At 58.9% G+C, this 8,085-nt stretch carries 7 protein-coding genes; 1 reads left to right on the plus strand and 6 read right to left on the minus strand.

Translation table 11 applies throughout. The features are described 5' to 3' along the window. Positions 1-277 precede the first annotated feature (277 nt). Positions 278-466 carry a hypothetical protein gene (locus ACW9IR_RS27630; RefSeq protein WP_007917473.1) on the plus strand — a complete coding sequence of 63 codons (189 nt, stop codon included), beginning with the start codon at positions 278-280 and terminating at the stop codon, positions 464-466. A gap of 69 nt (positions 467-535) precedes the next feature. Here ACW9IR_RS27630 and ACW9IR_RS27635 read toward each other — a convergent pair whose 3' ends face one another. The 6 genes from ACW9IR_RS27635 to ACW9IR_RS27660 form a co-directional block, all read right to left on the minus strand. Further along, positions 536-1,078, minus strand: a complete 543-nt coding sequence (locus ACW9IR_RS27635; protein WP_016987455.1) for a DUF2058 domain-containing protein — start codon at positions 1,076-1,078, stop codon at positions 536-538. A gap of 25 nt (positions 1,079-1,103) precedes the next feature. Continuing rightward, a complete protein-coding gene (gene mazG / locus ACW9IR_RS27640; protein ID WP_457465792.1) occupies positions 1,104-1,937 on the minus strand; it encodes a nucleoside triphosphate pyrophosphohydrolase in 834 nt (277 codons plus the stop codon). 128 nt (positions 1,938-2,065) lie between these two features. Further along, positions 2,066-4,309 carry a GTP diphosphokinase gene (gene relA / locus ACW9IR_RS27645; protein WP_016987453.1) on the minus strand — a complete coding sequence of 748 codons (2,244 nt, stop codon included), beginning with the start codon at positions 4,307-4,309 and terminating at the stop codon, positions 2,066-2,068. Positions 4,310-4,410: 101 nt separating this feature from the next. Then, entirely contained in the window at positions 4,411-5,787 is a 1,377-nt protein-coding gene (gene rlmD, locus ACW9IR_RS27650; protein ID WP_457465790.1) for a 23S rRNA (uracil(1939)-C(5))-methyltransferase RlmD, read from the minus strand. Then, positions 5,787-6,689, minus strand: coding sequence for a cysteine synthase CysM (gene cysM, locus ACW9IR_RS27655; RefSeq protein WP_163004698.1), 903 nt, complete (start codon positions 6,687-6,689; stop codon positions 5,787-5,789). The genes rlmD and cysM overlap by 1 nt, the downstream gene beginning before the upstream one ends. Before the next feature lie 107 nt (positions 6,690-6,796). Continuing rightward, entirely contained in the window at positions 6,797-7,822 is a 1,026-nt protein-coding gene (locus ACW9IR_RS27660) for a PDDEXK nuclease domain-containing protein (protein WP_102901701.1), read from the minus strand. Between the last annotated feature and the right edge of the window lie 263 nt (positions 7,823-8,085).

An 8,085-nucleotide genomic window follows, 5' to 3' on the forward strand; every position in this document is an offset into this window, starting at 1 on the left:
GCGATCTTTTGACTTTGATTTTTGAAAGACAAGATCAAAAGATCGCAGCCTTCGGCAGCTCCTACACAAGGGTTCGCATGGGTCTGAAAATGAAACTTCTGTCATGAAACTTAGCGCCCTGCGACCGAATGTCGCGGATTACGCGGGCTGCAGCACTGTTGCAAAAAACGCAACAACACCTTGCACAAATCAGCCGTTTACTTAGCAGGCTAACAAATTCTATAAAAGAGTCCTGCACACGCCTTGCTGCAGATAACTTGAGATTTGGAGCTAGCAGATGACTGTAAAAGTAACTGAACGCGACGATTCACACATGTCCCACGAAGGCGTAGCCGCCGGTATCCGCATCTGGGATGTGCATCAACAAGACTTGCTGGTCGGCATGTTCCACAACGAGATCGACGCCCACAACTACAAGGCCGAACTGGAAGTGCAAGAACAGCAGCGGGATCTGAAATCCGCCTGATTCACCACAGCATTGAAAACGACAAACCCCGCCATGAGCGGGGTTTGTCGTTGTTACAGCTTCATCGGTTTACCACATCAGGTCATCAGGGATCTGATACGCCGCGTACGGATCGTCCTCGGTGCTGACCTCTTCGGTCTGCACGTTGAGCTGGACGATGCGCTGCGGGTCGCGCTCCTGGATCTTCAGGGCCGCTTCACGCGGGATCACTTCGTAGCCACCGGCATGGTGGACGATCGCCAGCGAACCGCTGCTGAGCTTGTTGCGCATCAGCGTATTGACCGAGATACGCTTGACCTTCTTGTCGTCGACGAAGTTGTAGTAATCCTCGGTGGTCAGCTTAGGCAGACGCGAGACTTCGATCAGTTGCTTGACCTGCGCCGCACGCGCCTTGGCTTCGGCTTTCTCTTTCTGCTGACGGTTCAGCTCCTGGTCGCGCTTGACCTTCTCGGCCATGGCTTCCTGGGCAGCACGCTGCTGCGAGTCATCCAGTTCGATCTGGCCTTTGTGCGCCAGACGTTGCTGCTTCTGCTTGTCCTTGCTGACCTGCTTGGCCTGCTTTTGGTTGACCAGGCCTGCTTTGAGCAACTGGTCGCGAAGGGAAATACTCATGGGACTTACTCACTTGGGCAGTTGCTCAGCCGCAGCCGGGCACATTCTTTTCCTGACGTTTGGCTTCACCCCACAGGGCGTCCAACTCTTCGAGGGTGCAATCTTCTATGGGACGGTGGGTGTCGCGCAATGCCTGTTCGATAAATCGGAAACGTCTTTCGAACTTGCCGTTGGCGCCGCGCAATGCCGTTTCCGGGTCGACCTTCAAATGCCGGGCCAGATTGACCACGGAAAACAGCAGGTCGCCGATCTCGTCAGCCACGGCGACGAGATCGTTTTCCGACATGGCTTCGAGGACTTCATCGAGTTCTTCGCGCACCTTGTCGAGCACCGGCAAGGCGTCCGGCCAGTCGAAACCGACTTGCCCTGCGCGTTTCTGCAACTTGGCAGAGCGCGACAAGGCCGGCAGCGTTGCCGGCACATCGTCGAGCAGTGACAGCTGCTCGGGCGCGGCGGATTTCTCGGCGCGCTCTTCGGCCTTGATCTCTTCCCAGCGCTGCTTGACCTGTTCTTCGCTCAAGCGCGGCACATCCAGCGGCGCGTACAGATCGCCAGTCGGAAAAACGTGAGGATGACGACGGATCAGCTTGCGGGTAATGCTGTCGATCACCCCGGCGAATTCGAAGCGCCCTTCCTCCTTGGCCAACTGGCTGTAATACACCACCTGGAACAGTAAATCGCCCAACTCGCCCTGCAAATGATCGAAGTCGCCACGTTCGATGGCATCGGCCACTTCGTAGGCTTCTTCGAGGGTGTGCGGGACGATGGTCGCGTAGGTTTGCTTGATGTCCCACGGGCAACCGTACTGCGGATCGCGCAGACGGTTCATCAGGTGGAGCAGGTCTTCAAGGCTGTACATCATTTATCTCTCACCACAAAACCCTGTGGGAGCTGGCTTGCCAGCGATGCGGACTCCTCGGTGTTTCAGGACAATCGAGGTGATGCAATCGCTGGCAAGCCAGCTCCCACAGTTGATCGGGTTGGTCATCACGGAGTACGGTTACGCCGCGTTTCGATGATGTTTGGCAACTGCGAAATCCGCCCGAGCAACCGGCCCAGTGCATCCAGCCCCGGGATCTCGATGGTCAGCGACATCAGCGCGGTGTTGTCTTCCTTGTTCGAGCGGGTGTTGACCGCCAGCACGTTGATACGCTCGTTGAGCAGCACCTGCGAGACGTCACGCAGCAGACCGGAACGGTCGTAGGCGCGGATGACGATGTCCACCGGGTAGGTGAGCACCGGCACCGGGCCCCAGCTGACCTGGATGATCCGCTCCGGCTCGCGTCCGCCCAGTTGCAGCACCGAGGCGCAGTCCTGACGGTGAATGCTCACGCCACGGCCCTGAGTGATGTAGCCGACGATCGCATCGCCCGGCAGCGGCTGGCAGCAGCCGGCCATCTGCGTCATCAGATTACCGACGCCCTGGATCTGAATATCGCCGCGCTTGCCCGGTTTGTAGCCGGTGGCTTTGCGTGGAATCAGTTCCAGTTGCTCGTTGCCACGTTCCGGCTCGACCAGTTGCTGCGCGAGGTTGACCAGTTGCGCCAGACGCAGGTCGCCAGCACCGAGGGCGGCGAACATGTCTTCGGCGGTTTTCATGTTGGCCTTGTCGGCCAGCTTGTCGAAATCCACCGCGGGCAGGCCGAGGCGCGTCAGTTCGCGCTCGATCAGGGTTTTACCGGCGGCAACGTTCTGGTCGCGCGCCTGCAATTTGAACCAGTGGACGATCTTCGCTCGCGCCCGCGAGGTGGTGACGTAACCGAGGTTGGAGTTCAGCCAGTCGCGGCTCGGCGTGCCGTGCTTGCTGGTAATGATCTCGACCTGCTCACCGGTCTGCAGGCTGTAGTTGAGCGGCACGATGCGCCCGTTGATCTTCGCGCCACGGCAGTTGTGGCCGATCTCGGTGTGCACGCGGTAGGCGAAGTCCAGCGGCGTCGCACCTTTCGGCAAGTCGATGGCGTGACCGTCGGGAGTGAAGATGTAGACCCGATCCGGCTCGATATCGACGCGCAGCTGTTCCGCCAGACCACCGATGTCGCCCAGTTCTTCATGCCACTCGAGGACCTGACGCAGCCAGGAAATTTTCTCTTCGTAGTGGTTCGAACCGGATTTGACGTCGGTGCCCTTGTAGCGCCAGTGCGCGCAGACGCCGAGTTCGGCTTCTTCATGCATCGAGTGCGTACGGATCTGCACTTCCAGCACTTTACCCTCAGGGCCGATCACCGCGGTGTGCAGCGAGCGGTAGCCGTTCTCTTTCGGGTTGGCGATGTAGTCGTCGAATTCTTTCGGGATGTGCCGCCACAAGGTGTGGACGATACCCAGCGCGGTGTAGCAGTCGCGCATTTCCGGGACCAGCACGCGTACGGCGCGCACGTCGTAGATCTGGCTGAATTCCAGACCCTTGCGCTGCATTTTGCGCCAGATCGAATAGATGTGTTTGGCCCGGCCGCTGATGTCGGCGTCGACGCCGGTGGCCTGCAATTCGTCCTTGAGCTGGGTCATCACGTCGGCGATGAAACGCTCGCGATCAAGCCGTCGCTCGTGGAGCAACTTGGCGATTTGCTTGTATTGATCCGGCTCGAGATAACGGAAGGACAAGTCCTCCAGTTCCCATTTGATATGACCGATGCCGAGGCGGTGCGCGAGCGGCGCATAGATGTCGAAGACTTCGCGGGCGACGCGGTTACGCTTTTCGTCGTCAGCGGTTTTCACCGCACGAATGGCGCAGGTACGTTCGGCCAGTTTGATCAGCGCGACGCGAACGTCGTCGACCATCGCCACCAGCATCTTGCGCAGGTTTTCCACCTGCCCTTGCGTGCCCATGACCATCGACTGACGCGGACTGAGACTGGCACTAATGGCCGCCATGCGCTGCACGCCGTCGATCAGCTTGGCCACCACCGGGCCAAAGCGCTGGCCGATGGCCGCGAGTTCGATCTGGCCTTCGCGCACGCCGCGATACAGGACCGCCGCGACCAGCGAATCCTGATCGAGCTTGAGGTCGGCGAGAATCTCGGCGATTTCCAGGCCCGTACTGAAACTGCCGGAGCCTTCGGCCCACAGATTCTTCTTGGCATTGGACTGTTGTTCGGCCTCGCGAGCGAACTCGCAGGCTTCTTTCAAGGCTTCGCGATCCAGTGCCAGATCGACACTGACCGCGTGATCGAGCCAAGCCTCGAGATTGATACTGCCGTCAGTGTTGATCGGCTGGTGTGCTCTCACCTGTACCATCTTGCTTTACCTTCCCTACGACGCAGATTCAATGCGTCAAATCGCTGATCCTTGTTGCCCGTTTGCGCTCGCGGGGCTGATGCGAGCGCTGCGCGGACAGATCAGACGGATTCAGACGAGCCATCCTGGCTCGCTTCAAATAACGCCATGGCCTCGACATGTGCCGTCTGAGGAAACATATCGAGAATCCCGGCACGTTTTAACCGGTAGCCCTGCTTGATCAATTCGACCGTGTCGCGCGCCAGAGTTGCAGGGTTGCACGACACATACACCAACCGTTTGGCACCCAGGGTCGCCAGCTTGCGAACCACCTCGAAAGCACCGTCACGCGGTGGGTCCAAGAGTACCGCAGAAAAGCCGTTTCCGATCCACTGGGCATCGGTCAAAGGCTGGGATAAATCGGCTTGAAAAAACTTTGTGTTATGCAAATTGTTACTGGCGGCGTTCGCTTCAGCGCGATCGACCATGGTTTGCACACCCTCGACCGCCACCACTTCGCGCACGACTTTGGCCAACGGCAAGGCGAAGTTGCCCAAGCCGCAGAACAGATCGAGCACGCGCTCGTCGCGACCCGGCTTCAGCCACTCCAGCGCTTGCGCGACCATGGCTTCGTTGACACCGGCATTGACCTGAATGAAGTCACCCGGTCGGTACGCCAGATCCAGATCCCACTGCTCCAGGCGATAACCCAGCGACTGGGTCGCATCGACCGGTTGCGGCTCACCTTCGCCATGCAACCACAATTGCGCTTCATGGAACTGGCAGAAGTCCTTGAGGATGGTCAGATCCGCTTCGGACAACGGCGCCATGTGCCGCAGCAACACCGCCAGAGACGAGCCGCTGAACAACTCGACATGGCCCAGCGCCTGCGGTTTGCTCAAACGACGAAGCATCTCCGGCAAACGGGTCATGATCGGTTGCAAGGGCTGTACCAGCACCGGGCATTCGCTGATCGCGACGATGTCCTGACTGCCAGCGGCACGGAAACCGACTTCGAGTTTCTTCGCCTTCATGTCCCAGCGCACCGCAATCCGGGCGCGACGGCGATAGCCGAATTCGGGACCGGTCAACGGCGCTGCCCACTCTTCAGGTTCGACACCGGCGACGCGCGACAATTGCTCGGCGAGCATGCGCTGTTTCAGGGCAAGCTGTTCGCTGTGGGGCAAATGCTGCACGCTGCAACCGCCGCAACGGCCGGCGTGCTGACACGGTGCCGGGCGACGCAATTCGCTGGCCTTGAACACGCGCTCGGTGCGCGCCTCGACCACTTTGCCGTGGGCGCCGAGCACCCGCGCTTCGACCTCTTCACCGGCAAGGGCGCCGAGGACGAACCAGGTTTTGCCTTCGAAAAACGCGATACCGCGCCCGTCATTGGCCAGGCGCTCGATGCTCAAACGCTGCTTTTTACCGGTCGGAATTTGCGCGGCCTTGCTTCCGCCCGTGGGCTGGAAGCGCAGGCCTCTCTCGTGCTTGGCCATCAGTTGGGCGCGTCGAAAATGCCGGTCGACAGGTAACGGTCGCCACGGTCGCAGATGATCGCGACGATCACCGCGTTTTCAACTTCTTTGGACAGGCGCAGCATCGCTGCCACCGCACCGCCCGAGGACACGCCGCAGAAGATGCCTTCTTCGCGGGCCAGACGCCGGGTGACGTCCTCGGCTTCGCTTTGCGCCATGTCGACGATGCGATCAACGCGATCGGCCTGATAGATCTTCGGCAGGTATTCCTGCGGCCAGCGGCGGATGCCCGGAATGGCCGAGCCTTCCATCGGTTGCAGGCCGACGATCTGCACGCTGTCGCTCTGCTCTTTCAAGTAGCGCGACACGCCCATGATGGTACCGGTGGTGCCCATCGAACTGACGAAGTGGGTGATGCTGCCCTGGGTCTGGCGCCAGATTTCCGGGCCAGTGGTGGTGTAGTGCGCTTCAGGATTGTCGCCGTTGGCAAACTGATCGAGCACTTTGCCACGGCCTTCGGCTTCCATACGCTGGGCGAGATCGCGGGCGCCTTCCATGCCCTCTTCCTGGCTGACCAGAATCAGCTCGGCGCCGTAAGCGGTCATTGCCGCTTTACGTTCGGCGCTGGAGTTGTCCGGCATGATAAGGATCATTTTGTAACCCTTAATCGCAGCCGCCATGGCCAGCGCGATCCCGGTGTTACCCGAGGTCGCTTCGATCAGCGTATCGCCGGCGTGGATCTGCCCGCGCAACTCGGCGCGAGTGATCATCGACAGCGCCGGACGGTCCTTGACCGAACCCGCCGGGTTATTCCCTTCGAGCTTGAGCAATAGGGTGTTGCTGGTAGCACCGGGCAGGCGCTGCAAACGCACCAGCGGCGTGTTGCCGACGCAATCGGCGATGGTTGGGTACTGCAGGGTCATGGCGTATTCGCAATCCAGACGTGCGGGGGCGCCTATCATACCGGCAAACCCGCGCAGGCCATATCACGCAAAGTGCGGTGCTTATGGTTTATGGGAATAAGCAGTCGTTACTCGCTATTTTCTGTGTGCGCCGTATCCAGTGCATAAAACTCATGCAACTTGGCTTGCAGCAATTGTTTATCCGGCAAACAGGTTTGATATTCCGCTATCAATGCGGGCGAGAGACTGCGATTGAGGGCGTACTCGACGACCTCATCTTCCTTGCTGGCGCACAGCAGGACACCGATGGCCGGGTTTTCGTGAGGCTTGCGGACATTGCGGTCCAGCGCCTCCAGATAGAAATCCAGCTTGCCGAGGTATTCCGGCTCAAAACGGCCGACCTTGAGTTCAATGGCTACAAGGCAGTTGAGCCCTCGGTGGAAGAACAGAAGATCGAGAGAGAAATCCCGACCGCCTACCTGCAACGGATATTCGGAACCGACAAAGCAGAAGTCGCGACCAAGTTCGATCAGGAATTCCTTGAGGCGAGATAGCAGGCCTTGGTGCAGATCGGTTTCAGAATGAGCGCCGGGCAAGTCGAGAAATTCGACCATGTAGGAATCGCGGAATATCTCGAGAGCTTCGGGGTGGGATTGCTGCAGTGCCGCGGAGGCTTTTGCCGGGTCGGTGACGCTTCGCTCAAACAAAGCTGCTTTGAATTGGCGCTCCAATTCGCGCTTCGACCACTTTTCCTGAATGGCCATTCGCAGGTAGAACCCACGCTCCTCCGGGAGTTTGCTTTGGCTCAAAATGATCATGTTATGAGTCCACGGCAATTGTCTCACCAGTGGTGAGACAATTGGATCGTCCCGATAGGTTTCATAAAACTGGCGCATTCGGAACAGATTTGGTCGGGTGAACCCACGCAAGCCCGGTTGGGTATACGCCAGATGTGCGGCCAGTTGAGTTATGACCGAATCGCCCCACTCCGCCTGCTCAATCTTACGACTGATATGCGCCCCCACCTGCCAATAAAGCTCAATCAGCTGTGTATTGACCGCCTGCATGGCCTGATGTCTGGAACGGTGAATCAGCGCGAGCACTTCGTTGAAACGTTCGCCATCCGGGCTGCCTGTAAGGCTGGATACAGTCATGCGCAATTCCTTGAAGATCAGGTGAAGCACAAGCCTAACCCCTTCAGGAAGCTTGAAATGACCGCCGATGCAGCTTGGGAAATGTCGTACAAAAAAAGGCGAGCGCTCCGGCAAGCCATCAGGCTTGGCCACCCGAATGGACTACATCGCGAGCAGGCTCACTCCTACAGGAGATCTGTGTTGTTCACACAATCTGCGGCGAACCCAGTTCCAATGTGGGAGATTCTATGGTTGAGGGGAAGCCCTCAACTGACTTTTGCCTG

The organism is Pseudomonas sp. SDT291_1_S447, assembly GCF_054070155.1.